21 protein-coding genes are annotated in these 23,151 nt (G+C 69.9%); 9 read left to right on the top strand and 12 right to left on the bottom strand.

Annotated features, from left to right (window positions below):
* Window positions 1–6: 6 nt before the first annotated feature.
* The 5 genes from MTE01_RS04630 to eccD form a co-directional block, all read right to left on the bottom strand.
* A complete protein-coding gene (locus MTE01_RS04630; RefSeq protein WP_103206315.1) occupies window positions 7–339 on the bottom strand; it encodes a hypothetical protein in 333 nt (110 codons plus the stop codon).
* A gap of 58 nt (window positions 340–397) precedes the next feature.
* The gene (locus MTE01_RS04635) at window positions 398–682 is read right to left on the bottom strand and encodes a hypothetical protein (protein WP_103206314.1); all 285 of its coding nucleotides are present in this window, start codon (window positions 680–682) and stop codon (window positions 398–400) included.
* Window positions 683–711: 29 nt separating this feature from the next.
* Window positions 712–1,005, bottom strand: coding sequence for a hypothetical protein (locus MTE01_RS04640; protein ID WP_103206313.1), 294 nt, complete (start codon window positions 1,003–1,005; stop codon window positions 712–714).
* An 84-nt stretch (window positions 1,006–1,089) separates the two neighbouring features.
* Window positions 1,090–2,364: a type VII secretion protein EccB gene (gene eccB, locus MTE01_RS04645; RefSeq protein WP_141375981.1), complete on the bottom strand. Its 1,275-nt coding sequence runs from the start codon at window positions 2,362–2,364 to the stop codon at window positions 1,090–1,092.
* 55 nt (window positions 2,365–2,419) lie between these two features.
* Window positions 2,420–3,865, bottom strand: a complete 1,446-nt coding sequence (gene eccD, locus MTE01_RS04650; RefSeq protein ID WP_170210610.1) for a type VII secretion integral membrane protein EccD — start codon at window positions 3,863–3,865, stop codon at window positions 2,420–2,422.
* A 128-nt stretch (window positions 3,866–3,993) separates the two neighbouring features.
* On the opposite strand from eccD, the gene eccCa reads away from it, so the two are divergent.
* Together eccCa and MTE01_RS04660 are read left to right on the top strand one after the other, a co-directional pair.
* A complete protein-coding gene (gene eccCa, locus MTE01_RS04655) occupies window positions 3,994–7,980 on the top strand; it encodes a type VII secretion protein EccCa (RefSeq protein ID WP_141375985.1) in 3,987 nt (1,328 codons plus the stop codon).
* On the top strand, window positions 7,977–9,161 hold the full coding sequence (locus MTE01_RS04660) for a S8 family serine peptidase (protein ID WP_141375987.1): 1,185 nt from the start codon (window positions 7,977–7,979) through the stop codon (window positions 9,159–9,161). The genes eccCa and MTE01_RS04660 overlap by 4 nt, the downstream gene beginning before the upstream one ends.
* A 105-nt stretch (window positions 9,162–9,266) precedes the next feature.
* Here the strand turns inward: MTE01_RS04660 and nrdF are convergent, their stop codons facing one another.
* From nrdF to nrdH, 4 genes are read right to left on the bottom strand one after another with little or no spacing between them, the layout of a single operon-like run.
* Complete coding sequence (gene nrdF / locus MTE01_RS04665) at window positions 9,267–10,241, bottom strand: class 1b ribonucleoside-diphosphate reductase subunit beta (RefSeq protein ID WP_074696716.1); 975 nt, start codon at window positions 10,239–10,241, stop codon at window positions 9,267–9,269.
* 38 nt (window positions 10,242–10,279) lie between these two features.
* Window positions 10,280–12,436 carry a class 1b ribonucleoside-diphosphate reductase subunit alpha gene (gene nrdE, locus MTE01_RS04670; RefSeq protein WP_141375989.1) on the bottom strand — a complete coding sequence of 719 codons (2,157 nt, stop codon included), beginning with the start codon at window positions 12,434–12,436 and terminating at the stop codon, window positions 10,280–10,282.
* Window positions 12,418–12,858 carry a class Ib ribonucleoside-diphosphate reductase assembly flavoprotein NrdI gene (nrdI, locus tag MTE01_RS04675; protein ID WP_103206464.1) on the bottom strand — a complete coding sequence of 147 codons (441 nt, stop codon included), beginning with the start codon at window positions 12,856–12,858 and terminating at the stop codon, window positions 12,418–12,420. Before nrdI ends, nrdE begins: the two co-directional genes overlap by 19 nt.
* A gap of 28 nt (window positions 12,859–12,886) precedes the next feature.
* The gene (gene nrdH / locus MTE01_RS04680) at window positions 12,887–13,120 is read right to left on the bottom strand and encodes a glutaredoxin-like protein NrdH (RefSeq protein WP_055838040.1); all 234 of its coding nucleotides are present in this window, start codon (window positions 13,118–13,120) and stop codon (window positions 12,887–12,889) included.
* 386 nt (window positions 13,121–13,506) lie between these two features.
* Here nrdH and MTE01_RS04685 point away from each other — a divergent pair, with 386 nt between their 5' ends.
* On the top strand, window positions 13,507–14,712 hold the full coding sequence (locus MTE01_RS04685; RefSeq protein ID WP_103206307.1) for an MFS transporter: 1,206 nt from the start codon (window positions 13,507–13,509) through the stop codon (window positions 14,710–14,712).
* Window positions 14,713–14,763: 51 nt separating this feature from the next.
* Here MTE01_RS04685 and MTE01_RS04690 read toward each other — a convergent pair whose 3' ends face one another.
* On the bottom strand, window positions 14,764–15,168 hold the full coding sequence (locus tag MTE01_RS04690) for a pilus assembly protein CpaE (protein ID WP_103206306.1): 405 nt from the start codon (window positions 15,166–15,168) through the stop codon (window positions 14,764–14,766).
* A 72-nt stretch (window positions 15,169–15,240) separates the two neighbouring features.
* Here MTE01_RS04690 and MTE01_RS04695 point away from each other — a divergent pair, with 72 nt between their 5' ends.
* The 5 genes from MTE01_RS04695 to MTE01_RS04715 all read left to right on the top strand — a co-directional run bounded on the left by MTE01_RS04695 (window position 15,241) and on the right by MTE01_RS04715 (window position 19,638).
* Window positions 15,241–15,993, top strand: a complete 753-nt coding sequence (locus MTE01_RS04695; RefSeq protein WP_141375991.1) for an alpha/beta fold hydrolase — start codon at window positions 15,241–15,243, stop codon at window positions 15,991–15,993.
* Between the two features lie 73 nt (window positions 15,994–16,066).
* Window positions 16,067–17,227, top strand: coding sequence for an acyl-CoA dehydrogenase family protein (locus MTE01_RS04700; RefSeq protein WP_141375993.1), 1,161 nt, complete (start codon window positions 16,067–16,069; stop codon window positions 17,225–17,227).
* Window positions 17,227–18,501: a DUF445 domain-containing protein gene (locus MTE01_RS04705; RefSeq protein ID WP_103206304.1), complete on the top strand. Its 1,275-nt coding sequence runs from the start codon at window positions 17,227–17,229 to the stop codon at window positions 18,499–18,501. Before MTE01_RS04700 ends, MTE01_RS04705 begins: the two co-directional genes overlap by 1 nt.
* 77 nt (window positions 18,502–18,578) lie before the next feature.
* Complete coding sequence (locus MTE01_RS04710) at window positions 18,579–18,929, top strand: gamma-glutamylcyclotransferase family protein (RefSeq protein WP_246077978.1); 351 nt, start codon at window positions 18,579–18,581, stop codon at window positions 18,927–18,929.
* Between the two features lie 244 nt (window positions 18,930–19,173).
* Window positions 19,174–19,638, top strand: coding sequence for a SixA phosphatase family protein (locus MTE01_RS04715; protein ID WP_141375997.1), 465 nt, complete (start codon window positions 19,174–19,176; stop codon window positions 19,636–19,638).
* Here MTE01_RS04715 and hutH read toward each other — a convergent pair.
* On the bottom strand, window positions 19,628–21,202 hold the full coding sequence (gene hutH, locus MTE01_RS04720) for a histidine ammonia-lyase (RefSeq protein ID WP_141375999.1): 1,575 nt from the start codon (window positions 21,200–21,202) through the stop codon (window positions 19,628–19,630). The two genes, MTE01_RS04715 and hutH, sit on opposite strands and share 11 nt — an antisense overlap.
* Before the next feature lie 61 nt (window positions 21,203–21,263).
* Between hutH and MTE01_RS04725 the strand changes: the two genes are divergently transcribed.
* Entirely contained in the window at window positions 21,264–22,037 is a 774-nt protein-coding gene (locus MTE01_RS04725; protein WP_103206300.1) for an IclR family transcriptional regulator, read from the top strand.
* A gap of 37 nt (window positions 22,038–22,074) precedes the next feature.
* Here the strand turns inward: MTE01_RS04725 and MTE01_RS04730 are convergent, their stop codons facing one another.
* Window positions 22,075–23,073, bottom strand: a complete 999-nt coding sequence (locus MTE01_RS04730) for a LacI family DNA-binding transcriptional regulator (protein WP_141376001.1) — start codon at window positions 23,071–23,073, stop codon at window positions 22,075–22,077.
* Window positions 23,074–23,151 lie beyond the last annotated feature (78 nt).

Below are 23,151 nucleotides of genomic sequence, written 5' to 3' on the forward strand. Positions count from 1 at the left end.
TCTCGGTCAGGCCTGGGCCTGCACCGCGCTCAGATCGTCGGTCTCCTCGAAGAGCTGCTCCGCCTTGTCCAGCTGGTCGCGGAACTCGGGCAACGTCTTCTCGGTGAAGGTGTCCGTGAACGAACGCACCTGACCGGCGAGCGCCGAGACGGTGTTGCCGACCTGCGCGGCAGCCTCCCATCGCGCCTCGACGGGTTGGGCACGCAGATCCGAGCTGATGGCGTAACCGTCCGTGCCGTACAGCGCGTCGTCCGTGGTGGTCTCGACGTCCTGGACCAGCGCCTTGACCTGCTTGTACTGTTCGCGATCGAAGGCGACGCGGGTGCCGTCATCTGCCACGATTTCTCCTCTCGTCGGGGTCACGGGGTACCCGCCGACGGCGGGTACCCCGTCGTGCTCAGTTGAAGACGGCCGCGCCGCGCACGTCGCCGTCGAAGAACTCCTCGCGAACGCGGATGGCGGCGTTCTTGATGTTGAGGCCCGCCTGCTGGACCTCCTCGTACTCGACGTTCCAGCGCTGCTGCAGCTCGCCCCACACGGGCAGCGAGCGGCCCCACTGGGCCTCGCCCATCGGGCGGATGGTGTCGTAGATGTTCTGCAGGATCTGCTCGACCTCCTGGCAGGAGCTGTTGAGCGACTGGTTGGCCACCTCGAACTGGACGAGGTCGACGTTGAAGGACATAGCGTTTTCCTTTCGGGGGGAAGGGGTGATCAGGCCGCGGCGCTGGACGTGGTGGAGTCGTCGGTGTTGGTGCGCTGCGTCAGCAGCGCCTGCACCTGGGTGTTCAGGACGTCGAGCTTGTTCTTGATGTCGCTGTACTCGCTCTGCCACTCGGTGAGCCGGCGCTGCAGCACGATGCCGGCCTCGGCCCGCGCCGCTGCGGCCATCGTCTGGGTGGCGTCCTCGACGCGACCGCGGGCGGCCTCCATTGCGGAGACCTGCTCCATCGTGCGGCTGATGATCTGCTGGAGGGTTCCTGCTTCGAAACCGGTGAGCTGTGCCATGACTTTCTCCTTGTTCGGGGGTGATGAGGGGATGAGTTCGAACGAATGGGGACGTGGATACGAAACCTGCGGGCGCCTCCTCTCCTACGTCGCGATCGTGGGGCCTGTCGGCAGGAGCGCGAGCAGCGCTTCCGGCACGGCAGGAGATCGAGAGGCGTCGAGCCCGAGGGCGGATGCCGTGGCGGTGTCGGCGACGGGGTACTTGGTGCCGTCGTCCGAGACGAGGTACAGGCCGATTCCGCTGACGCCCGGCGCAGCCGCCGTGGCGGCGAGGAGCCCGGCGCCCGGGGCGACCTCGACGGCCCCGCCTGCCTCGACGAGCGCGGTGGTCTCGACGGACGCGATGGTCGTCCGTCCGTCCGCCCACACCGAGCACGGCGCCGCATCCGGCGCCATCGGCGTCGGGGGCGTGCGGGGCAGCTCGTCCTGCCACGACGCAGCATCCGCGATCCGCGCCGCGACGAGATCGCGCCGATCGAGAGCACGCGGCGACGGCAGTCCGGAGGCCGGGGCCGCGGTGAGCAGCGCCGCGACCGTCTCGGTGATGGGCATCAGGCCGCTGGAGGTCACGACGTAGCGTGACCCGTCGCCCTCGGTATCCATCACCTGCCCGAGCGTGGTCCCTTGCCCGGCGATCTCCGGTCCGACCCCGCCGAGCGTCAGAGGCGACAGGTCGAGGTCGCGACCATCGGGGATGGTGTCCAACCACGCGGGCTCGACCGGGGTGGCCTGCGTCGGCTCGAAGCCGATCGCGCGCGCGGCCCAGGCCTCCTCGACGCGAGAGCGCACCCCGTCCCAGAGGAGCCACAGCTGGCCACCCGATGTCACGAGCGCTCCCTCACCGTCGCCCAGGGGCGTGGTCCGCGGCGCTCCGCCGATCGTCAGAGACGTCGTTCCGTCGGCAGCGCACGCGGTCCAGGTCGGCGCGGGCGACGAGGCGGACGGGAGTTCGTCAGGCAGACCCTCGACGCCCACCGCGCGGCCCCGGGGCATGGACGCGAGGTCCGCACTCGAGACGCGGACGACGGACGGCGGTCCCCCGACGAGAAGGGCGGCGGATGCCAGATTCATGACGGGGTGGAGCACGTCGTCGATGAGCACGTAGCGGCTACCGGTGGTCTCATCGACGAGGAGCGCGCCGCGCTGCTCGCGCCAGCTGTCGTTCGTCGTGAACAGGAACAGGTTGAGGACGACCACGACCACGATTGCGGCCGCCGCGACGGCGGCGCCGATCCCCATGCCGGTCGACGTGCGCCGCAGCGGACGATCGGGCGAGTCGGGGTCGGACCGCAGGACCGCCGCCGAGAGACGCCCGCGCAGGAACAGGTGCGCGTCGACGAGATCCCGTCTGCCGTACATGTCGTCTCTCCTTTCCTGCCGTCATCTCGACCACGGCCGAACGGCCGAGGATGGTTCACACGATGTCCGCGATCCAATCGAAGAGACCCGCCACGGCGAGCATCAGACCGGGCACGGCGATGGCGCAGCACCAGTGCAGGACGTCGCCGGCTCGCCCCCAGGTCGGTGCGAGACGCGTGCGCGGAAGCACCAGGGCCAGCACGCACGCGTGGCCGGCGACGACGATCAGCAGGAGGACCGAGAGGACCTGCCAGACCGGGTCGAGGACCGCGGCCTGCGCGACACCGAGCACCGCCGCCGGCAGAGCGGCGGCGACGAGCACCGCACCGCGTTGCAGCGTCGCGTGCAGCTCTCTCGCCTGCAGCGCGACCGCCACGCTTGCGGCGACCGTCAGGGCCACGCAGGTCCACTCGCGCACCAGCGCGAGGTCGATCAGCGCCGCACACAGCAGGGCGGCCCAGGCGACCCACAGGGCGGTGGCCGTCTGGTGCGCGACCGTCGCGCGCCGCTGCACGTCGTCGGCCGGGACGGCGTCCAGGCCGGTCTGGAACTCCGCCGTCGACAGCGGCACGGAATCGACGGCGAGTCCGCCGATCCACGCGGCGAGCCCCGGGATGCCGCGCGCCAGACCGAGCGCGAGGACCACGAGGATCGCCGCCGCGGCGGCCAGGTCGAGACCGAGCACGAGCGGCAGAGACAGGGCGGAGACCGCCAACATGGCCGCGCCCGTCGAGGCCAACAGCACGGGACGGACGCCGCCGCGGGCGTAGGCCGCCGCGCCCGCCGCGACCCCCCACAGGGCGGCTCCCGCCGTGAGGATCGCCGGCGCAGACGCCTCGGCGCCGGGGAACAGGGCGGCGGGCACCGTCGCGCCCGCGACGCCGGCTGCGGTCACGCCCACACCGGTCAGGACCGCCCCCATCGGGTCGTCCCACAGCCGCCCGACGAGGACTCCCGCGGCGAGCAGCACCAGGGCGAGCGCCCCCGCCATGATGGGGGCGATCGTGCCGGCGCCGCCGGCGATGACGACGGCCGCCGAAGAGGCGACCACGGTCGCGGCCAGAGCCGATCGGCGCGTCGACCTGGACGACCAGTCGTCATCGCGCGCATCGAGCACCGACTGCACGCCGTCGACGACGTCGTCATACTGCGCCGGGGCGAGTGCGGCCGCGCGCGGGCGCAAGAACAGCACGTCGCCGTCGAGGAGCCCCGCGGATGCCGTACCCAGGTCTTCGTCGAGCGGCGCGTGGCCGAGGCGTTGCAGGACCCACCCCCCGTGGTCGAGGCCCCGTGTCGCGAGCGACGGGTCGAGATGGCCCACGATCGTCGGCAGCAACTCCGCGATCGGGATGTGCGACGGGACGGCGAGCTCGACGCGGGAGGTCGGTCCGACCACGCTGAGGCGGCACATGTCGCCGGTGCTCGCGGCGACGAAGGGCTCCTCGGCCCGCCGGTGATCCTCTGCCGTGCCGGGTGCTGTGCGCTGATCGAGCGTGGTCATGCACTGCACACGCGCCGAGACGAGGCGAGGGTTCATCGTGGCGGCGCGACGTCGGCGGCGTCGCGATGAACCCCGCGCGGGGGGACAGCCGTGGAAGGGGTGACGCACATGCAGCGAGGAGAGCCGACATGAGCACCATCCCCTTCCGCAGGCAGCAGAGAGAGAAGCCGCCCGAGCTGCCCTCGGGCGACATAGAACTGCAGGAGCCGCCGTCGCTGCCGGAGCTGCAGCCGAAGGACCCGCTGACGATGCTCATGATGGTGCCGATGATGCTCATCAGCGGGGTGATGATGCTCGTCTTCCTCGGCGAGCGCAATCCCGCCCTCGCCGTCGGACTCTTCCTGGGCATGCTCGCCCTGGCGGTGCTCATGGTTCTGGTGCAGCTCACCCGGGCCGCGGCCGAACGCCGGACCACCGTGCGCGGCGATCGCCGGGACTTCCTCCGCTACCTCGGGCAGATGCGCGGAAAGGTCCGAGGTGCGGCCGCGCAGCAGCGCGCTTCCCTGATGTGGCGGCATCCCGACCCGGCGTCGTTGTCGAACATGGCGATGACCGCGCGGCTGTGGGAGCGCCGCGGCACTCACGGCGACTTCGGCGAGCTGCGCATCGGCACCGGGTCGCACAGCCTCAGCCAGCGCATCACGCCCCTCTCGACCAAGCCCATCGCCGATCTGGAGCCCCTTTCGGCGCGAGCGCTGCGGCGCTTCATCGCCGTGCACGGCTCGGTGCCCGACCTTCCCGTCTCCCTGTTCGTCCGTCGTCTCGCGAACATCCGGCTCACGGGCGACGCGGATGCCGCGCGGAGCATGGCCCGGGCGCTCGTCGCTCAAGCGGTGACGACGCACGCGCCGGATGAGCTGCGCGTCGCCGTCTGTGCGTCACCCGATCGCGCCGCCGATTGGGACTGGACGAAGTGGCTGCCGCACGCGCAGCACCCGAGCGGCCAGGACGGAGCGGGATCTGCGCGACTCTTCGCGACGGACGTCGCCGAGTTCATCGAGCTCATCGACGCCGACATGAACGGGCGTTCGCGTTTCGAGCCCGGCGCCTCTCCCACCGCCGAAGAGCCCTACCATCTCGTCGTCTTCGACGGCATCGCCCCCGCGCCCGGGTCGCGCATCACGTCGGGCGGATACCGCTGCACCACCGCGATCACCCTCGGCGTCGAGGTGGACGAGAACGACACGTCGGGTCTTCTGCTGGACGTGCGGACGGATGCCGTGCACATGCTGCGCCGCGATCGCACCGAGGGCGTGCAGCGCTCGCTGCTGTGCGTTCCGGATGCCATGAGTCTCGCCGCCGCGACGGCGCTCGCTCGTGTGATCGCTCCCTACCGTGCGGGCGGTCGCTCGGCGGATGCGAGCGAGCCGATGGTGTCGGACTTCGAGCTGCCGACGCTGCTCGGCATCGACGACGTCGACAAGTGGGCCCCCGCGAGCTCTCTGCGCGAGGGCCTCGATCGCACGCGCCTGCGCATCCCGCTGGGCGTCGACGAGCGTGGACACCCCGTGCATCTGGACATCAAAGAGGCCGCCCAGGGGGGCATGGGGCCGCACGGCCTTCTCATCGGGGCCACCGGCTCCGGCAAGAGCGAGCTGCTGCGCACGCTCGTGCTCGGCATGGCGATGACGCACTCGTCCGAGACCCTCAATTTCGTGCTCGTCGATTTCAAGGGGGGCGCGACGTTTCTGGGCCTCGACGAGCTGCCCCACGTCTCGGCGCTCATCACGAACCTCGCCGACGAGGCGACGCTCGTCACCCGCATGCAGGACGCCCTGGCGGGTGAGCTGAACCGGCGGCAGGAATATCTACGCGCGGCCGGCAACTACTCGTCGCTGCTCGAGCACGAGAAGGCGCGGCTCGCGGGAGCACCGCTCGAGGCCATGCCGACGCTGTTCGTCATCGTGGACGAGTTCAGTGAGCTGCTGGCATCCAATCCGGACTTCGCCGAGCTGTTCGTCATGATCGGACGGCTGGGGCGTTCCCTCGGTGTGCATCTCCTGCTGGCCAGCCAGCGCCTCGAGGACGGCCGCATGACGAAACTCGAGAGCCATCTGTCGTACCGCATCGGCCTGCGGACGTTCTCGGCGATGGAGAGCCGGAGCGTCATCGGCGTCCCCGACGCGCACCAACTGCCGAACGCACCCGGCAACGGGTACCTCCGCAGCGACGTCGCGACGCTCACGCGATTCAAAGCCGCGTACGTCTCGGGCACCTACCGGCGGCGCACGCGCGAGGAGCGACAGGAAGAAGTGCGTCAGCAGGTCGTCGTCTTCCAGGCGTCGCGCGTCGCGCCCCCCGTGGTCGAGGACACGTCACTGCCCGTGCCGGAAGAAACGGCCGCCGGACCCGCCCCTACGGGTATCTCGCCCGGGGTCGACGACACGGTCATGTCGATGATCGTCGACCGCCTGGTCGGTTTCGGCCCCCCGGCTCACCAGGTCTGGTTGCCGCCGCTCGCCGCGCCGCCGACGCTCGATCAGCTCCTACCGCCGCTGCTGGTCGACCCGGACCGCGGACTGCACGCCATCGGGTGGACCGGCTCCGGGCACCTCGGCGTGCCGATCGGCGTGGTCGACAAGCCCTACGAGCAGACGCGGGAGCTCTACGAGATCGACCTCGCCGGCGCGGGCGGCAACGTCGGCATCGCCGGAGGCCCCCAATCCGGCAAGACGACGTTGTTGCGCACCATGGTCAGCGCCCTCGCGCTCACGCACACCCCGGCCGAGGTGCAGTTCTACTGCATCGACTTCGGCGGCGGCGGCCTCTCGACGCTCGAAGGACTCCCCCACGTCGGCGGTGTCGCCACCCGCCGGCAGGCCGAGCAGGTCGCGCGCACGATCGCCGAGGTGCGCACCCTGCTCCGCGACCGCGAACAGCTCTTCACCGACGCAGCTCTCGAGGGCATGGCCGAGTACCGCGCCAAGCGCGCCGCCGGAGAGCTCGCCGAGCAGCAGTTCGGCGACGTCTTCCTGGTCGTCGACGGCTGGGCGGCTCTGCGCGCCGAGTTCGAAGAGCACGACATGACGCTGCGGGAGATCGCGCGACAGGGCCTGGCCTACGGCGTGCACGTCATGATCTCGACGAGCCGCTGGACCGACGTGCACAGCTCGTTGCGCGACCAGCTCGGAACGCGCGTGGAGCTGAAGCTGGGCGACCCGATCGACTCCGTCCATGGCATGCGCAAGGCGGCGACCGTGCCGCAGCTGCCGGGACGCGGCATCACCGTCGACGGCATGCACTTCCTCGCCGGTGTGCCGCGCATCGATGGCGATACCTCGGTGGAGGGGCTCGCCGCGGCATCCCGAGGTCTCGGCGAGGCCCTCGACGAGGCGTGGGACGGTCCCCTCGCCCCGCCGGTGCGCATGCTGCCCGCGGTGCTCGACGCCGCCGTGCTGCCCGCTCCGACGCTGCCCGGCCCGATCATCGCGCTCGGGCACGGCGAGCAAGACCTTCAGCCGGTGTGGCACGACTTCGCGCTGAAGCCGCACCTGAGCATCGTCGGCGACTCGGCGAGCGGCAAGACCGGGGCTCTTCGGCTCATCGCGCGCGGCGTCGTCGACGCGTATGCGCCCGACGACGTGCGGATGGTCGTCATCGACCCGCGCCGCGGCGTCGTCGAATCGGTCCCGGAGACGTACCAGTTCGCCACCGCCTTCTCGACCTCGGCCACCGAGCAGGTGGTCGCCAAGCTCGTCGCCGAACTGCGCGGCCGCGTACCGAGCGCCGACATCACACCGGCGCAGTTGCGTCGGCGGGACTGGTGGAGCGGCCCGGAGTTCTTCGTGCTCGTCGACGACTACGACCTGCTGCTGGGCGGGGGGATGTCGGGCCCACTCATGCCGCTGGTCGAGCTCATCCCGCAGGCGGGCGACATCGGACTGCACCTCGTCCTCGCCCGCGCGGGCGCGGGCTCGAGCAGAACGGCGATGGATGCCGTCATCCGACGCCTGCACGAGTCGAACACACCCGAGCTGACGCTCTCGATGCCCGCATCCGAGCCGATGACGTTCTCGCCGGGCCGGGGCAGGCCGCTGCCGGCCGGACGCGCGTCTCTTCTCACGCGACGCGGGGGAACCGGTCTGCAGATCGGCTGGACGGAGCCGCCGCAGTGAGCCTCGACCGCACGAAGCGCACGCGCCGACGCCTCACGGTCGTCGCCCTGGTGTCCCTCGCGGCGGGGCTGCCGGCTGTCGCGCTGCCGAGCCTTCCCGCGGCAGTCGCGGCGTCGTGCGCGGCTTCGGCCGGTTCGCCGGTCATCGAGGGCGCTTCGTGGGGGCAGAAGCGGATGGGCGCCGAGCACGCGTGGGCTCGCACGACGGGCGATGTCGTCGTGGCCGTGCTCGACACGGGGGTCAGCGCGGCGACGACATCGCTGCAGGGTCATGTGCTGCCGGGTGTCGACCTGGCGGGCGGTCCCGCCGCCAGCGATTGCTACGGCCGCGGCACCTTCGTCGGCTCCCTCATCGCTGGGCAGGCCGTCGAGGGCACACAGTTCGTGGGACTCGCACCGGGGGCGACGATCCTTCCCGTCCGCATCACGGACGATCCCGACGACATCGCCCTGATCGACGCGCTGCCGACTCTCCTGGCACGGGGCATCACGGCAGCGGTCGACGGGGGCGCCCGAGTGATCGCCGTCCCGCTCACGGCGACGGCCAGCTCTCCCGAGCTGGAGCAGGCCGTGCGGGCGGCGGTCGCGGCCGATGTCCTCGTCGTCGCCGCGGCAGGCTCTCCGACGACGGACGCGGCGGCCTACCCGGCCCGCCTCGACGGTGTGCTGTCGGTCGCGCCGCTCGGCGAGGACGGTGGCGTCGAGGTGTCTCGGCTCGGTGCCGCGCCGGATATCGCGGCTCCCTCCGCCGGTCTCGTGGGCGCCGTGCCGGACGGCGCGGGGCACGTGGTCGGCGACGAGCCCGGCTTAGCCGTGGCCTACGCCGCCGGTGCAGCGGCCCTCGTCCGAGCCGACGACCCCACGCTCACCGTCGAAGCCGTCATCCAGCGCCTGATGGTCACAGCCGATGCGCCGACTCGACCGCTGCCGGAGGGAGCGAGCACCGATCCGTCGCTCGGTGCCGGCGTGGTCGACCCCGTCGCCGCGATCTCGCGTCTCGCCCCCGCGCAGATCGTTGCCGCGCGCGACGAACCGCTGACGCTGGAGGTTCCCCCGCCGGCCGACGAGCGGCCCGACGCTCTCGCGTTGGTGCTGGGCCTCGGCCTGCTGGGTGCGGCTGGCGCCGCCCTCGGGCCCCTCGTCGGGGTGGCGACCGTCCGTCGAGCTTCGCGAGGATCTTGACGCCTCCCTTCGAACGGCCTGTGTCCGGCCCCTCCCGTGCAGAAGGGCCCCCGCGTGTTCGCGGGGGCCCTTCTCAGGGATGGTGTCCAGGGGCACCGAAGGAACTCAGAAGTCCCAGTCGTCGTCCTCGGTCGCCTCGGCCTTGCCGATGACGTACGACGAGCCCGAGCCGCTGAAGAAGTCGTGGTTCTCGTCGGCGTTCGGCGAGAGGGCCGAGAGGATCGCGGGGTTCACATTCGTCACCGACGCGGGGAACATCGCCTCGTAGCCGAGGTTCATCAGAGCCTTGTTCGCGTTGTAGTGAAGGAACTTCTTCACGTCTTCGCTCAGTCCGACCGAGTCGTACAGGCTCTGCGTGTAGCCCACCTCGTTGTCGTAGAGCTCGTACATCAACGAGAACGTGTAGTCCTTGATGTCGTCACGACGGGCCTGGTCGACCGTCTCGAGACCGCGCTGGAACTTGTAGCCGATGTAGTACCCGTGCACGGCCTCGTCACGGATGATGAGGCGGATGAGGTCGGCGGTGTTGGTGAGCTTGGCGCGGCTCGACCAGTGCATCGGCAGGTAGAACCCCGAGTAGAACAGGAACGACTCGAGCAGGGTCGAGGCGACCTTGCGCTTCAGCGGGTCATCGCCACGGTAGTAATCCATGACGATGCGCGCCTTCTTCTGAAGGAACTCGTTCTCGGTCGACCAGCGGAAGGCCTCGTCGATCTCCTTCGTCGAGCACAGCGTCGAGAAGATCGACGAATAGCTCTTGGCATGCACCGACTCCATGAACGCGATGTTCGTGTACACGGCTTCCTCGTGCGGGGTGATCGCGTCGGGGATGAGCGAGACCGCGCCGACCGTGCCCTGGATCGTGTCGAGGAGCGTGAGCCCCGTGAACACGCGCATCGTGAGCGTCTGCTCCTCGGGGGTGAGCGTGTTCCACGACTGGATGTCGTTCGACAGCGGCACCTTCTCGGGCAGCCAGAAGTTGTTCACCAGACGGTTCCAGACCTCGAGGTCCTTGTCGTCCTGGATGCGGTTCCAGTTGATGGCCTGCACGTGGTTCAGCAACTGCAGCTTCTCAGCCATGTCGTTCCTGTGTCCTTGATCGATGAGAGGTCAGTGGCTCAGAGCATGCACGAGACGCACTCGGTCATGTCGGTGCCCTCGAGCGCCAGCTGACGCAGACGGATGTAGTAGATGGTCTTGATGCCCTTGCGCCACGCGTAGATCTGCGCCTTGTTGATGTCGCGGGTGGTGACGGTGTCCTTGAAGAACAGCGTCAGCGACAGGCCCTGGTCGACGTGCTGCGTCGCGGCGGCGTACGTGTCGATGACCTTCTCGTAGCCGATCTCGTACGCGTCCTGGTAGTACTCCAGGTTCTCGTTCGTCATGAACGGAGCCGGGTAGTAGACGCGACCGAGCTTGCCTTCCTTGCGGATCTCGATCTTCGAGGCGATCGGGTGGATCGAGCTCGTGGAGTTGTTGATGTACGAGATCGAACCGGTCGGGGGCACGGCCTGCAGGTTCTGGTTGTAGATGCCGTGCGCCTGCACCGACGCCTTGAGCTCGCGCCAGTCGTCCTGCGTGGGGATCTGGACGTTCGCGAACAGCTCCTTGGCCTTCGCCGTCTCGGGCGCCCACACCTGCTCGGTGTACTTGTCGAAGAACTCACCCGACGCGTAGGTGGAGTTCTCGAAGCCGTCGAAGGCGGTGCCGCGCTCGATCGCGAGGCGGTTCGAGGCACGCAGCGCGTGGAACAGCACCGTGTAGAAGTAGATGTTCGTGAAGTCGATGCCCTCTTCGGAGCCGTAGTAGACGTGCTCGCGAGCGAGGTAGCCGTGCAGGTTCATCTGGCCGAGGCCGATGGCGTGCGAACGGTCGTTGCCGTCTTCGATGGAACGCACCGAGGCGATGTGGCTCTGCACGCTCACGGCAGTGAGGGCACGGATCGCGGTCTCGACCGTGAGGCCGAGGTCGCCGCCGTCCATCGCGAGAGCGATGTTCATCGAGCCGAGGTTGCAGGAGATGTCCTTGCCGATGGTGTCGTACGAGAGGTCCTCGTTGTACGTGGTCGGCGTGTTGACCTGCAGGATCTCCGAGCACAGGTTCGACATGTTGATGCGTCCGGCGATCGGATTGGCCTTGTTCACCGTGTCCTCGAACATGATGTACGGGTAGCCCGACTCGAACTGGATCTCGGCGAGGGTCTGGAAGAACTCGCGCGCGTTGATCTTCGTCTTCTTGATGCGGGGGTCGTCGACCATCTCGCGGTACTTCTCGGTGACCGAGATGTCGCCGAACGGCTTGCCGTAGACCTTCTCGACGTCGTACGGCGAGAAGAGGTACATGTCCTCGCCGTTCTTGGCGAGCTCGAACGTGATGTCGGGGATGACGACACCCAGCGACAGCGTCTTGATGCGGATCTTCTCGTCGGCGTTCTCGCGCTTGGTGTCGAGGAAGCGCAGGATGTCGGGGTGGTGGGCGTTGAGGTACACCGCGCCGGCGCCCTGACGCGCGCCGAGCTGGTTGGCGTAGCTGAAGCTGTCTTCGAGAAGCTTCATCACGGGGATGATGCCCGACGACTGGTTCTCGATCTGCTTGATCGGAGCCCCCGCCTCGCGGATGTTCGACAGCAGCAGGGCGACGCCGCCGCCGCGCTTGGACAGCTGCAGAGCGGAGTTGATGCCGCGGGCGATCGACTCCATGTTGTCTTCGATGCGGAGCAGGAAGCACGACACGAGCTCGCCGCGCTGCGCCTTGCCCGCGTTGAGGAAGGTGGGGGTGGCGGGCTGGAAGCGGCCCGAGATGATCTCGTCGACCAGCTGCACGGCCAGGCGGGGGTCGCCGTCGGCGAGCGCGAGGGCGGTCATGACGACGCGGTCCTCGAAGCGCTCCAGATAGCGCTTTCCGTCGAAGGTCTTCAGCGTGTAGCTCGTGTAGTACTTGAAGGCGCCGAGGAAGGTCTCGAAGCGGAACTTCGCCCCGTACGCGCGGTCGTTCAGCTCCTGGATGAAGTCCATCGAGTACTTCTCGAGCACGGTCGGCTCGTAGTACTCCTTCTCGACGAGGTAGTCGAGACGCTCCTTGAGCGAGTGGAAGAACACCGTGTTCTGGTTCACGTGCTGCAGGAAGTACTCCCGCGCGGCACGCTTGTCGGCGTCGAACTGGATCTTGCCGTCGGCGTCGTACAGATTCAGCATCGCGTTGAGGGCGTGGTAATCCAATCCCTCGAATCGCGCCTCGGTCTTGAAGTCCACGTCGGTCAGCTCAACTTCCACCATCGTTCCAATCCCTCGTTGACCCGCTCGACATCGTCGGGGGTGCCGAAAACTTCCAGCCGGTACAGGTGCGGCACCCCGCATTTGCGCGCGATGATGTCGCCGGCGAGGCAGAAGGCGTCGCCGAAGTTCGTGTTTCCCGCGGCGATGACACCACGGATGTTGCGTCGGTTCCGCTCCTCGTTGAGGAATCGGATGACCTGCTTGGGGACCGCGCCCTTCTCGACGCCCCGGCCGGCACCCCCACCGTAAGTGGGGGTGACCAGCACGAAGGGTTCGTCGACCTGGAGGGGCGGATCGGTCGGCCGGAGCGGAATACGCACGGCCCGCTTGCCGAGCTTCTCGATGAAACGCGCGGTGTTGCCCGACACGCTCGAGAAGTAGACCAGCAGCGGAGCCTCGGTCGCCGACAAGACAGTGCTCATGACGAAGGTCTGAGAGCCTGTCGCCGGATCAGGCGAGGCGCGAAGCGAGCTCGTCGATCTTGTCGGGACGGAATCCCGACCAGTGGTCCTCGTCGGTGATGACGACGGGTGCCTGCAGGTACCCGAGCGACTTGACCTGCTCGAGCGCCGACGGGTCTTCGGACAGGTCGAGCACGTTGTACTCGATGCCCTTCGAGTCGAGTGCGCGGTAGGTCGCCGTGCACTGGACGCAGGACGGCTTGGTGTAGACCGTGATCGCCATGTCGTTCTCTCTCTCCCCTGGAAAATCTGTGTCCGGCCGGGCAGGGCCAGCCGGGACCTCAATACTACATATGGGGACGGACATCGGAAGGCACCACAAGGGGTAGTAGTTACAGCGATGTGATTTTCCACCGTCTCTCCCCATGTACAACACAGGTTGTCCACGATTTCATCCACAGATCGCACCCCTCCCGGAACCTTGTCGACGGGCGCGATTCCGCGGATTTGGCGGGACCGGTCGATGTCTGTCCACAGGTCGGACGGTAGACGGGGGGTCCGACATTGCACAGACGAGCGAATTCGCCCGAGGGCGTGTCGCGGCGTGTCGCGTCGGTCCCGCACGAGGACGCCTCGGCGCGTGTCGGAGGTCGGCTGTAGCGTTATCCGGTGGCCGGCTACCGCGAACTCCTCCGAACCCCAGGCGTGGGGCGCATCATCGCCGCGCAGTTGACGGCGCGCTTCCCCAACGGCATGACCAGCCTCGCGGTCCTCCTGCACATCGAGCACGTCACCGGTTCCTACGGAGCCGCGGGTCTGGTGCTGGCCGCCACGAGCATCGGCCAGGCCGTCGCGGGCCCGGTCACGAGCCGCTGGATGGGCATCTGGGGCATGCGCCGGGTCCTCACCGTCACGCTCCTCGTGTGCGCGGCCGCGATCACGACCCTCGCGCTCATCGAGATGCCGCTTCCCCTCTACATGGCGCTCGGTCTCATCGCGGGTCTCTCCACTCCCCCGGTGCAGTCGGCCGTGCGCACCATCTACCCCAAGATGGTCAACGCGAAGCGGCTCACCCCGCTCTACTCGCTCGACGCATCCCTTCAAGAGATCATCTGGGTGCTCGCGCCCGTGCTCATCACCCTGGTGGCGACGCAGGTCGGTACCGTCCCGGGTCTGCTCCTCGTCGTGATCATCCTGCTCGGCGGCGGGGCGTGGTTCATCCTCAGCCCCGAGGTCGGCCGCGTGCGCATCCCGCGCAGCCGCCGCGGTCTCGGCCGGGTGCTCGCCAAGCCGCCGGTCATCCTCGCCACCGCGACCGGGTTCCTCCTCATCGGCGCCTGCTCCGCCGTCGAAGCGGGCGTCGTGGCCACCTTCGATCACGGCGGGCTCGAGGCCGGCCTCATCCTCGCCGTCTTCGCCGTCGGCAGCCTCGCCGGCGGGCTGTCGTTCGGCCACATCCCCATCGGCCCCTGGGCCATGGCGCGCCGCTTCGCGATCGTGGCCCTGGGTCTCTCGCTGACCGTCCTCTCGCTCAATGCGTGGTGGATCGGAGCGACCCTCCTCGTCGCCGGAGCCGGCATCGCTCCGGCCCTGGCGGTGATGTTCGCGATGACCTCGGCGAGCGTCCGCTTCAGCGAGACGGCCGAGGCCTACGGCTGGATCGGCACCGGTCAGCTCATCGGCGCCGCCGCGGGCTCGGCGGTCGCGGGGTTCCTGGTCGACGGCGTCGGCCCGACCGGTGCGTACGTCGCCGCCGCGGGCTTCGCGGTGGCCGGCTTCGTCGTCGCCGCGGTGTTCGTGCGCGGCTTCCCCGATCTCCGGCACCGTGATGCGAGCCCCATCCCCGACACCGAGCCGGTCCACACCATCACCTGAGCGGATGCCGGGGTGCTCGGCATCCCGGATCCGAACCGCTCGACCCGCGGGTCAGTGAGTGCGCCGCAGCAGCTCGAGCACCGCGAGCGCGTACGCATCAGCCGGAGCCGGGTGGTCGAACACCAGCGTCGAGCCGCCGATCGAGATCTCGACCTCGTAGGTGTCGGAGAGACGACGCAGAGAGCGGAAGGTCGAGCGCAGCATCTCGCGCAGCTGGGATTCCGAGGGCAGCCAGAGAGCGTCTTCGGTGGCGACGGAGTCAAGCGCCCACTCCGTCGTGCCGTTGAACGCGAGGATCCGACCGGTGGGGTAATCGCGCGGCTCCACCGTCATGTCGCTCACGGTGAAGACATCGGCCTCGAACTCCGGTTCGTCGAGCTGGAAGCGGTCACCGGAGCGCGGATGCCACACCAATCCCGCCTCGCGCAGGGCCTGGGCCAACTCGGTCGAGATCATGGCATCCATTCTGGGGGCGTTCTGTGACGGCCGGTCGCCGGTCGGGCACGTCGACGGAGCAAGATGGATGCCATGTCGACACCCGTGACCCTCCCCCGACTGTCGTGGGGCGACCCGCACGGACCGCAGGCGCTCCTCGCCCACGGACTCGGATCCGATGGTGCGCTCATGTGGCGTTACGGCGTGGCGCTGGCCGATGCCGGGTGGCACGCGGTCGCGGTGGACCTCCGCGGCCACGGTGACGCCCCGCGCACCCTCGACTACCGCCTGTCGTCCTACGCGGCCGATCTGGCGGGCACGGTGCCCGCGCGAGGCGGTGCGTGGGACGCTGTCGTCGGGCACTCGCTCGGCGGTGCGTCGTCGACCCTCGCCTCGGCTCAGCGTCCCGACTGGACCCGCCGGCTCGTGCTCATCGACCCGGCCATCGCCCTGTCGGAGCACGATCGCGAGGTCGTACGCGTGAGCCAGGAGCAGTCGTTCGCCGACCCGAGCATCGACGCCGTGCGCGCGGCGCACCCCGACTGGCATCCGATCGACGTCGAGTTGAAGGCACGGGCAACGCAGCGGGCGAGCCGCTGGGCGGTCGAGCAGACGAGTCTGCAGAACGCCGTGTGGGACGTGCGCTCCGCCGCGGCTGCTCTCACCGTGCCCACGCACGTGGTGGGCGCCGACCCGGCCGTGCACTCGATCTTCACGGGCGCGCTCGCGGCCGAGGTCCTGCGCAATCCGGTCGTCACGATGAGCGTCGTCGAGGGCGCCGGGCACTCCCCTCATCGGGACCGCCCCGAGACGGCGGTCGCGGCGGTGCTCCACGCCCTCCGCTGAGCTCTCATACGCCATTTCCGGCGCGGTGCCAGCCCGGCGCGCAATGTCGGCGGTGCCCAGCAGAATGGATGCCATGACCTCGTTCGACCCGGCTCGGTACCTTCCCGACGACCTGCTCGCACGCATCCGCGAGCGCGCCGTCGTGCACGACCGCGAGAACACCTTCCCGCGCGATGACCTCGACGAGCTCCGGGCGACCGGGTATCTCGGCATCCTGGTGCCGGCCGAGCTCGGTGGGGCGGGCCTGAGCCTCGCCGACGCGTCGCTCCTGCAGCAGCGTCTCGCGGGTGCGGCCCCGGCCACGGCCCTGGCCGTCAACATGCACCTGGTGTGGACGGGAGTCGCCAAAGTGCTGCTCGATCGCGGCATCGACGATCTCGCGTTCGTTCAGCGCGGCGCCGCGGCGGGCGAGGTGTTCGCCTTCGGCATCAGCGAGGCCGGCAACGATCTCGTGCTGTTCGGCAGCGACACCGAGGCGCGCCCCGATGGCGAGGGCGGCTACACGTTCACGGGGACGAAGATCTTCACCTCCCTCTCCCCCGTGTGGAACCACCTCGGTGTGCACGGGCTCGACGAGACCTCGCCCGACGGTCCGAAGATGGTGTTCGCGTTCCTCGACCGCAGCGACGAGATCGTGACCCGTGACGACTGGGACACCCTGGGCATGCGCGGCACGCAGAGTCGCACGACCGAACTCCGAGGGGCCCACGCGCCCGCGGACCGAGTCGTGCGTCGCCTCGACCCGGGCCCGCAGCCCGACCCCCTCGTGTTCGGGATCTTCGCGGTCTTCGAGATCCTGCTCGCGTCGGTCTACACCGGCATCGCGAGGCGTGCACTCGACCTGGCCGTCGAGGCCGCGACCTCGCGACGGTCGAAGAAGACGGGCACGACGTACGCCAACGACCCCGACATCCGGTGGCGCATCGCCGAGATGGCACTCGCGTACGACGCGCTCCCGCCGCAGCTGGCCGAGCTCGCCTCCGACGTGGACACCCTGACCGATCACGGTGGTCGGTGGTTCACGCTGCTCTCCGGCGTGAAGTACCGCGCCGTCGCGATGGCGAAGGCGGTCGTCGACGACGCGATCCTCGTCGGCGGCGGTTCGGCGTACTTCTCGCGCAACGAACTCAGCCGCATGTACCGCGACGTGCTCGCCGGCATGTTCCACCCCTCCGATTCCGAGTCCGCACACGCGACCGCCGCGGCGGCGTGGCTCGGCCCGGTGGCCGACTGATGCCGCGCACACCCACCCGGGCGCTGAGCCCGGCCGATCAGGAGCGTCGCCGCGCCCTGCGCGTGATGAAGGGTGTGGCGCTCGGCGCGCTCATCGCGATGGCCATCGTCTTCGCCGTCTCGTTCTCGCTCCAGCGCGAGGTCGAGTGGTTGCAGTACGTCCGCGCCGCGGCCGAGGGCGGAATGGTCGGCGCCCTCGCCGACTGGTTCGCGGTCACCGCGCTCTTCCGGCACCCGCTCGGGCTGCCGATCCCGCACACGGCGATCATCCCGCGCCGGAAAGACGAGATCGGGCGGCAGTTGGGCGAGTTCGTCGAGACGAACTTCCTCGAGGGCGATGTCGTGCGGACCAAGCTCGAGTCGACCCCCCTGTCGGCTCGGGCCGGGGCCTGGCTCGCCGATCCCGCACACGCCGATCGCGTCGCGGCCGAGGGGGCGACGCTCGCTACGAGCATCCTCACCGCGCTCAGCGACGACGACGTGCAGGGCCTGATCGAAGACCTGGCCCGCGAGCACCTGCTCTCCCCCGACTGGGGTCCTTCCATCGGCGGCTGGCTCGAACGCGTCGTCGGCTCGGGCGCCCATCACGGCGCCGTCGATCTGGCCCTCGACAACATCGCGGTCTGGCTCGGGAACAACCGCGACACGTTCCAGGGACTCGTCTCACGACGGCTTCCGTCGTGGGTTCCCGGCATGGCGGCCCGTCTCGTCGACGACACCGTCTACCGCGAGGCCGTGCAATTCGTCGACGCCGTTCGGACCGATCCGAACCACCAGGCGCGGGGGGCGATCGACGGGTACCTCGGTCGCCTCGCCGACAGCCTGCAGCACGACCCCGCGACGATGGTCCGCCTCGAAGAAGCCAAGGCCGCGGTGTTCGACAGTCCGCGCGTACGCCAGTTGGCGGCCGACGCCTGGAACACGGCCAAGGCCGGACTGCTGCGGTCGCTCGCAGACCCCGAGAGCGCTCTGCGCCGCCGCGCCGCCGCGGCCCTCGCCGAGGTCGGCGGCCGTCTGCAACGCGATGAAGCCCTGCAGAAGCGCGTGGACGGATGGGTCACCGACGCGGCGGTCTTCGTCGTCGGACGCTACCGCCATGACATCGCCTCGATCATCACCGACACCGTCGAGCGCTGGGACGCCGAAGAGACCACCGAGAAGATCGAACTCATGGTCGGCCGCGACCTGCAGTACATCCGCCTGAACGGAACGATCGTCGGTGCCCTGGCGGGCCTGGTCATCTTCACCGTCGCGCACCTCGTGTGGGGATCATGACGGTTCGCGCAAGACCTGGCCGAAACGTCGCACATCTCGCCGCCCCGCGCGGCCGGCACGTGAGTAGCGTTGTGCGCGTGAGCGACGGTTCGGGCACGGAGTCCCTCTTCACGTACGGGACGCTTCAGCTGCCCGACGTGCAGCTCGACACCTTCGGCCACCGCGTCGACGGCGACGACGACGCCCTCGCGGGGTACCGGCTCGACTGGACCGATATCTCCGACGCACACGTCGCCGCGCTCTCGGGTCTCGACCGGCACCCGATCCTCCGCCGCACGGACGACCCTCGCGACCGCGTGTTCGGTCGCGTGCTGCGCCTGACGCCCGATGAACTCGACGCCGCCGACGAGTACGACGTGTCGCTTTACCGCCGCGCCTCGGTCGTTCTCGTCAGCGGCATCCGCGCCTGGGTGTACGTGGCCACATGAGAGCCCTCTCCCTCGCTGTCGAGGCGTCCTACCTCTCGATCACCCCCGGATACCGCGCGATGGGCATCGACGGACTGGTCGCCCGGGACTCTAGCGCGCCCGTGCGCCGGTGTGCTCCGGTTCCGAGCGTCGCGAACGCCGACCTCATCGAGGCACATACCGCCGCGGGCGCCCCCGCAGCTCGCACAGCGCGACCGGCCGCGCAGTGCGTTCCCCAGCCCCCGGCAGGATTGGCGAAAAGACGATGATTCAACTCATCCTCGCGCGGCACGCGAAATCGGACTGGACCGAAGACGGCCTCGACGATCACGACCGCCCGCTCAACACCCGCGGCGTCCGCGACGCTCCGGCGATGGCCCGGACCGTCGTGAGAAAAGGCGTTCGACCCGAGGTGATCCTCTCCAGCACGGCGCGTCGCGCCCGACAGACGGCTGAAGCATTCGCCCGAGCATTCGACGCACGGGTCATCGAGCAGGCGGAACTCTACCTGGCCGAGCCCGCACAGATCCTCGCCGCCGCGCGTGGCGCCGGCGTGGACGAGGTGATGGTCGTGGCCCACGATCCCGGAATGAGCGCGCTCGTGTCGCGGCTCGCCGATCGCGACGAACGGATGGTGACGTGCGCCGTGGCCATCTTCACGTGGCACGACGGCACGTGGGACGACGTCGACGCCACCCCTCCCGACGAGTTCGAACTGCTCACCCCGTAGGTCCGTCCGAGGGCTCCCGACGGCTCTGCCCGCGAGAGGCGGCGGCCCGCGCGGCATCGGCGACCGCTCCCGAGGCGACCAGATCGGTCACCGCCTCGATCTCGGGCGAGACGAAGCGGTCGGGGCCAGGGCCCTGCACGTGCTCCCGGACGAGAGCACGGACGGCTCCGGTGGCCGCCGTCGGCTGAAGCGGAGCGCGAAGATCGAGGGCCCGGCATCCGGTCAGCACTTCGATCGCCAGCACCCGAGCGAGCCCGTCGATGGCGCGGCGCAGCTTGCGGGCCCCGGCCCACCCCATCGAGACGTGGTCCTCCTGCATGGCGCTCGACGGGATCGAGTCGACGGAGGCGGGGGCGGCGAGGCGCTTGAGCTCCGACACGATGCCGGCCGCGGCGTACTGGGCGATCATCAGCCCCGAGTCCACTCCGACCTCGTCGGCGAGGAAAGGCGGCAGACCGTTGCTGCGCGAGACGTCGAGAGCGCGATCGGTGCGCCGCTCCGACATCGAGGCGACGTCGGCCACCGCGATCGCCAGGAAGTCGAGCACGTAGGCGACGGGGGCGCCGTGGAAGTTGCCGTTGGACTCGACGCGTCCGTCGACCGTGACGACGGGATTGTCGACGGCGGAGGCCAGCTCGCGTTCGGCGATCAGGGCGGCGTGCGTCATCGTGTCGCGCGCGGCACCGTGCACCTGCGGGGCGCAGCGCAGCGAGTAGGCGTCCTGCACGCGCGTGCACTCGGGGCCGCGGTGGCTCGCGACGATCGGCGAATCGGCGAGGAACGCTCGCAGGTTCGCCGCCGAGTCGGCCTGGCCGAGCTGCGGACGCAACGCCATGAGGTCGGCGGCGAACACGGCATCCGTCCCCAGCTGCGATTCGATCGAGATCGCGGCCGAGACGTCGGCCGTCGTCAACAGCATCTCGAGGTCGTCAAGCGCGAGCAGCAGCATGCCGAGCATGCCGTCGGTGCCGTTGATGAGGGCGAGGCCCTCTTTCTCGCGCAGGGCGACGGGGGCGATGTGCGCCGCAGCGAGCGCGTCGGCGGCTGCCCGAAGCTCCCCGGACGCATCGCGCACCTCGCCCTCACCCATGACGGCCAGGGCGACGTGCGAGAGCGGAGCCAGATCGCCCGAGCAGCCGAGCGAGCCGTACTCGCGCACGACCGGGGTGATCCCCGCATTCAGCAGGGCGGCGTAGGTCTCGACGACGACGGGGCGGACGCCGGTGCGCCCGGTGGCGAGGGTCTGCAAGCGCAGCAGCATGAGGGCGCGGATCACCTCGCGCTCGACCTCGGCGCCGGTTCCGGCGGCGTGCGAGCGGATGAGGCTCGCCTGCAGCTGCGCCCGGCGGTCCTCGGCGATGAAGGTCGTCGCGAGGGCGCCGAAGCCCGTCGAGATGCCGTAGTGCGGCTGCGGGTCGTCGGCGAGCCCCTCGATGAGCGCCCGTGTGTCGGCCACCCGCTGCAGAGCGTCGGCGTCCACGTCGACCCGGGCATCGTGGCGGGCGACGTCGACGACCTCGCGCGGGGTGAGGGGGCTGGCTCCGACGGTGACGCGTGCGTTCATACGCCGATTCCATCGCCTCGGGCGATACGGAATGCGGGGGATCTGGCATCCTGTGTCTGTCATGCCAGACAAACCCCGCCCTCAAGTCCCCGCCGCCGACCAGACGTTGCGGATCCTCTCGCTGCTCGCGCGGCAACCGGGGCCGATGGCCGCGCAGTCGATGGCGACCGCGCTCGGGATCCCCCGTTCCAGCACCTACCACCTGCTCGCGACTCTCGAGCAGCACGGCTACGTCGTGCACCTTCCGGGCGACCGGCGCTGGGGCCTGGGGACGGCGGCTTTCGAGCTCGGCGGCGGTTACGCCCGGCAACAGCCGCTCGCCCGCCTCGGTCGGCCGCTGCTCGCGGGGCTGTCGGACCGCGTCGGCGAATCGGCGCACCTCGCCGTGCTGGCCGGGCGAGACGTGCTCTATATCGTCGAGGAACGCGCCCCGCGCCGCCCCGCGCTCGTGACCGATGTGGGCGTCCGCCTCCCCGCGCACCTCACCGCGACGGGCCGGGCCATGCTCGCCGCGCTCCCCCGCGAGCAGGTTCGGGCACTGTTCCCGGATGCCACCGCCCTCACGCTGCGCCACGACGCGGGCCCCGCCACGCCGCGTGACCTGCGCGAGCTGCTCCGCGAGGTTCGGGCAGCGGGTCACGCGAGCGAGGACGGCGAGATCACCCCCGGATTCCGCTCCGTCGCCGCCGCGGTGCTCGATCACGCCGGGTGGCCCGCCGCGGCCGTGGCGATCACGTGGCCCGCCGACGGGGCCGAGCGTGATGCGAAAGCACTGGCGTCCGCGGCATCCGCGACTGCCGCCGAACTCGCCCGACGCATCGGCCACCCCGCCTAGTCGCGCGCCGCTCAGTACCGGGCAGGACCGTGGCGCCTCAGCGCACCACCAGCCGCGGCTCCACGAGCACGTGGGCGGCCCCGGCCGTCGCGGCGCGCGGCGCGACGACCGTGCCGTTCTCGCCCATGAGCAGATCGAGGGCGCCGGATGCCACCCTCTCGGGCAACTGCTCCACGCTCGAGAGCCCGAGCGCTTCGACGGCGGGGGTGTTGTCGAAACCGATCACGGCGACATCGGGGCGACCAGCCAAGGTCACGGCGAGATGCGCGCCGATCGCGAGCGAATCACTCGCGCAGACGATGCCGCGCACGCCGGGATCGGCCGCCAGGCCCGCTGTGACCACGTCGCGCGCGGCGGCGACGTTCTCTTCGACGACCCATCGCGGCCCCGAAGCTGAGCTCTCGCGCCAGCCGCGCTCACGATCGTCACCCGTGCCCGAGCCGGAGGGCCACCCGAGGAACGCGATGCGCGGTACGCCCCGCTCCTGCAGGTGTATCGTCGCCGCGCGAGTTCCCGCGGCCCCGTCGACATCGACCCACAGATGCGCGGGCGCCTCGACGTCGTTCTCGCCCCACGGGCGACCGAACGAGACGAACGGCAGCCCGCGGTCCACGAGCCAGCCGGTGCGGGGGTCGCCGTGGAAGGTTCCGGTCACCACCACGGCATCCACCTCTCCCCCCTCGAGAAGGTCGCCGAGGCGGGCGATCTCTTCTTCGGGCGTGCGCGCGGCGTAGAGCAAGACGCGCATGTCACGTTCTCCCGCACGTTCGGTGAGGGCGTGCACGAAGCGGTCCAGGACGACGCCTGAGATACCACCGGCGTAGGGATCGAGATGGATGCCGATGGTCGAGCTGCGTCGCGTGCGAAGCCGACGGGCGGCGGCGTGCGGCCGATAGCCGAGCTCGGCGATCGCCGCCTCGACCCTCAGGCGCGTCGCTTCGCGGACGATATCCGGCGTGTTGACGACGTTCGAGACGGTCTGCCGGGAGACCCCCGCGACACGCGCGACGTCGTCGACGGTGGGCGCCTTCGCCATGTCTGCCCTCCCCCTCAGTCCGCTCCGGAGAGATCCGACCGGGCCGCCACGAGTCCGGCCAGATCGTCAGCCTAGGAC

It is taken from the genome of Microbacterium testaceum (assembly GCF_006539145.1).
Lineage (GTDB): Bacteria > Actinomycetota > Actinomycetes > Actinomycetales > Microbacteriaceae > Microbacterium > Microbacterium testaceum.

Bases quoted from the DNA above. Each gene is read 5' to 3' on its own strand.
- MTE01_RS04635 (WP_103206314.1), bottom strand. From the start codon at position 682: ATGTCCTTCAACGTCGACCTCGTCCAGTTCGAGGTGGCCAACCAGTCG.
- MTE01_RS04640 (WP_103206313.1), bottom strand. From the start codon at position 1,005: ATGGCACAGCTCACCGGTTTCGAAGCAGGAACCCTCCAGCAGATCATC.
- eccB (WP_141375981.1), bottom strand. From the start codon at position 2,364: ATGTACGGCAGACGGGATCTCGTCGACGCGCACCTGTTCCTGCGCGGG.
- eccD (WP_170210610.1), bottom strand. From the start codon at position 3,865: ATGACCACGCTCGATCAGCGCACAGCACCCGGCACGGCAGAGGATCAC.
- eccCa (WP_141375985.1), top strand. From the start codon at position 3,994: ATGAGCACCATCCCCTTCCGCAGGCAGCAGAGAGAGAAGCCGCCCGAG.
- nrdF (WP_074696716.1), bottom strand. From the start codon at position 10,241: ATGGCTGAGAAGCTGCAGTTGCTGAACCACGTGCAGGCCATCAACTGG.
- nrdE (WP_141375989.1), bottom strand. From the start codon at position 12,436: ATGGTGGAAGTTGAGCTGACCGACGTGGACTTCAAGACCGAGGCGCGA.
- nrdI (WP_103206464.1), bottom strand. From the start codon at position 12,858: ATGAGCACTGTCTTGTCGGCGACCGAGGCTCCGCTGCTGGTCTACTTC.
- nrdH (WP_055838040.1), bottom strand. From the start codon at position 13,120: ATGGCGATCACGGTCTACACCAAGCCGTCCTGCGTCCAGTGCACGGCG.
- MTE01_RS04690 (WP_103206306.1), bottom strand. From the start codon at position 15,168: ATGATCTCGACCGAGTTGGCCCAGGCCCTGCGCGAGGCGGGATTGGTG.
- MTE01_RS04695 (WP_141375991.1), top strand. From the start codon at position 15,241: ATGTCGACACCCGTGACCCTCCCCCGACTGTCGTGGGGCGACCCGCAC.
- MTE01_RS04700 (WP_141375993.1), top strand. From the start codon at position 16,067: ATGACCTCGTTCGACCCGGCTCGGTACCTTCCCGACGACCTGCTCGCA.
- MTE01_RS04705 (WP_103206304.1), top strand. From the start codon at position 17,227: ATGCCGCGCACACCCACCCGGGCGCTGAGCCCGGCCGATCAGGAGCGT.
- MTE01_RS04715 (WP_141375997.1), top strand. From the start codon at position 19,174: ATGATTCAACTCATCCTCGCGCGGCACGCGAAATCGGACTGGACCGAA.
- hutH (WP_141375999.1), bottom strand. From the start codon at position 21,202: ATGAACGCACGCGTCACCGTCGGAGCCAGCCCCCTCACCCCGCGCGAG.
- MTE01_RS04725 (WP_103206300.1), top strand. From the start codon at position 21,264: ATGCCAGACAAACCCCGCCCTCAAGTCCCCGCCGCCGACCAGACGTTG.
- MTE01_RS04730 (WP_141376001.1), bottom strand. From the start codon at position 23,073: ATGGCGAAGGCGCCCACCGTCGACGACGTCGCGCGTGTCGCGGGGGTC.